This is a genomic window from Acidovorax sp. KNOB132 (genome assembly GCF_057541515.1).
Genome location: NZ_BAAJYT010000407.1, coordinates 1 through 2,258, shown reverse-complemented (window position 1 = coordinate 2,258; position 2,258 = coordinate 1). Strand labels below are relative to the sequence as shown.

General features: G+C 72.6%; 3 protein-coding genes and 1 pseudogene. 3 read left to right on the top strand and 1 reads right to left on the bottom strand.

Features of this window, described 5'->3' with window-relative positions; genetic code table 11:
- Positions 1 to 726, bottom strand: a pseudogene (locus AC27IO_RS23115) (extracellular catalytic domain type 1 short-chain-length polyhydroxyalkanoate depolymerase); the annotation flags it as partial.
- 232 nt (positions 727 to 958) lie between these two features.
- Between AC27IO_RS23115 and AC27IO_RS23110 the strand changes: the two are divergent.
- The 3 genes from AC27IO_RS23110 to AC27IO_RS23100 form a co-directional block, all read left to right on the top strand.
- Positions 959 to 1,525: a cysteine hydrolase family protein gene (locus AC27IO_RS23110; protein WP_498740998.1), complete on the top strand. Its 567-nt coding sequence runs from the start codon at positions 959 to 961 to the stop codon at positions 1,523 to 1,525.
- A 68-nt stretch (positions 1,526 to 1,593) separates the two neighbouring features.
- Positions 1,594 to 1,902 carry a DUF1272 domain-containing protein gene (locus AC27IO_RS23105; protein ID WP_284405881.1) on the top strand — a complete coding sequence of 103 codons (309 nt, stop codon included), beginning with the start codon at positions 1,594 to 1,596 and terminating at the stop codon, positions 1,900 to 1,902.
- On the top strand, positions 1,899 to 2,258 hold a 360-nt coding region (locus AC27IO_RS23100; RefSeq protein WP_498740997.1), incomplete at its 3' end, for a type 1 glutamine amidotransferase family protein. The genes AC27IO_RS23105 and AC27IO_RS23100, both read left to right, overlap by 4 nt.

The window sequence follows — 2,258 nt, the reverse complement described above, 5'->3', positions numbered from 1 at the left end:
ATGCCCAGCACCGGGGGCGCGGGCTCGGGCAGCAGGGCCTCGCGGCGCCCGCTCATGGCGGCCAGCGCCTGGGCGGAGGACTCCGCCGTGCCCGGCGCCACGCCCGAATGCATGGCCACCGCGCAGAACCGTTCCGGATAGCGCGCCGCCAGCAGCACCGCCATGCATGCGCCGGCTGACAGGCCGGCCACCGCCACGCGCGTGAGATCGACCGGATGGCGCCGCGCCACCTGGTCCACCGCCGCCATGAGCGTGGCCGCTTCCGCGTGGGCCTTGCCGTTGCGGTGCGAGAACCAGTTCCAGCAGCCCTGCGCGTTGGCGATGCGCTCCTGCTCGGGGTACAGCACCAGAAAGCGCTCGCGGGCAGCGAGCCGGTTCATGCGCGAACTGGCGGCCAGATCGGCCCCCGTCTGCCCGCAGCCGTGCAGCATCACCATCATGGGGAGCTTTTCGCCCGCGCCCAGGGCCAGGCCCGGGGGAATGTGCAGGTGAAAACGCCGCGCGCCGGCCGGGCCGGGGGGCGATGCCGCCGATCCATTCGCCCGCCCCGGGCGGCACCTTGCGCGGCGCCCGGGCCTTGGGGGTGGCGGCATTCACCAGCGACAGCAGGGGCTTGGCGGCCGCCTTCACCCGCGCGGGGCGCGTGGCGCGGGCCAGCGCCTTCAGGTTGCGCTGGTAGGCCCGGGTGAAAACGGACAGGGAAAACAGGCGGGAGCTGCGGGGCATGGGCGGTCGTCCAATCGGCGGGGTAGCGGGTTCACCATACCAGTTTTGTTGCAGTGCAGCATTTTTTGGGCCTGCCAGAGCTGGAATTGGGCGCCACGGCCTACAAACCCGCAGGCCGCGCGCCATCGAAACATGTCCTGAAATGATCGATCCCTGGCCGCCCCGGGCCGGACGCCGGCCGCCGCTGCTCTCAAAATCAGCGCCATACTCCACCACCCATCGAAGCGCCCCCATGAAAACCTGTCTCATAGTGATCGACGCGCAGAAATCGTTCCGCCAGCGGCCCTATTTCACCGCGCAGAGCCTGCCGCCGTACCTCGCCGCGCAGAACGCACTCATCGAGGGCTGCGTGGCCCGGGGCGTGCCGGTGGTGCGCATCTTCCACAGCGACGGCCCCGCCGAGGCCGGCAACCCGTTCGCCATCGAGTCCGGCCACGTGCGCCCGCTGGAGGGCCTGGCGCCGTTCGACGCCGCCGCCACCTTCACCAAATCGCGCCACAGCGCACTGGTGGACACAGGCCTGGCCGTCTGGCTGACGCAGCACGGCGTCCAGCGCCTGATCGTGAGCGGCATCCGCACCGAGCAGTGCTGCGAGACCACCACCCGCCATGCCTCCGACCTGGGCTGGCAGGTGGACTACGCCCTCGATGCCACGCTCACCTGGGACATGGTGCAGCCCGACGGCCGCACGCTCACCGCCGCCGACATCCGGGACCGCACGGCCACCGTGCTGCAGGACCGCTTCGCCACCGTATGCACCGCCGCCCAGGCGCTGGAGCGCGTGGCCGCGGCAGCCTGATCCCCGCCCTTTCCGCCCCCACCCCGTCCACCCCGCCCCTCCGCCATCACGACGAAAGAAGACGCGCCATGCTGGAACTGCGCCCCACCTGCGAACACTGCAACACCGCCCTGCCGCCCGCCTCGCCCGATGCGCGCATCTGCAGCTTCGAGTGCACCTTCTGCGCCGACTGCGTGGACCACGTGCTCGGCAACGTGTGCCCCAACTGCGGCGGCGGCTTCGCCCCGCGCCCGATCCGGCCCGCGCACAACCACAAGGGCAACAACTTCCTGGGCAACGACCCCGCCAGCACCGTGGTGCGCCACCGGCCCGTGGACCCGGCCGCCCACGCGGCCTTCGCCGCCGCCCTGCGGCAGATTCCGCCCGCACAGCGATGAGCAGCGGCCCCGGCGCCCCCATCCACGTCTTCTTCGCGCTGCTGCCCGGCAGCCTGGTGCTGGACTGGGCCGGGCCCGCCGAGGCGCTGCGCATCGCCAACCAGGTGCTGCAGGCGCGGGGCGGGCCGCCGGGCTTCGTGCTGCACTTCGTCAACCCGGCGCCCGAATCGGTCACCTCGGTCGGCGTGTCGCTGACCGGGCTGGCCCCGCTGCCGGCCACGCTGCCGCAGCCCGCCTGGGTGGTGCTGGTGGGCCTGCCCGGGCAACGCATCGACGTGCAGCGCAGCGAGGCGCGCGAACTGCTGCACTGGCTGCGCGGCCTGCGGCTGGCCACGGGCCGCCTGGAGCTGGTGACG

Coding starts and splice junctions, on each gene's coding strand:
- AC27IO_RS23110 (WP_498740998.1), top strand. CDS start 959: ATGAAAACCTGTCTCATAGTGATCGACGCGCAGAAATCGTTCCGCCAG.
- AC27IO_RS23105 (WP_284405881.1), top strand. CDS start 1,594: ATGCTGGAACTGCGCCCCACCTGCGAACACTGCAACACCGCCCTGCCG.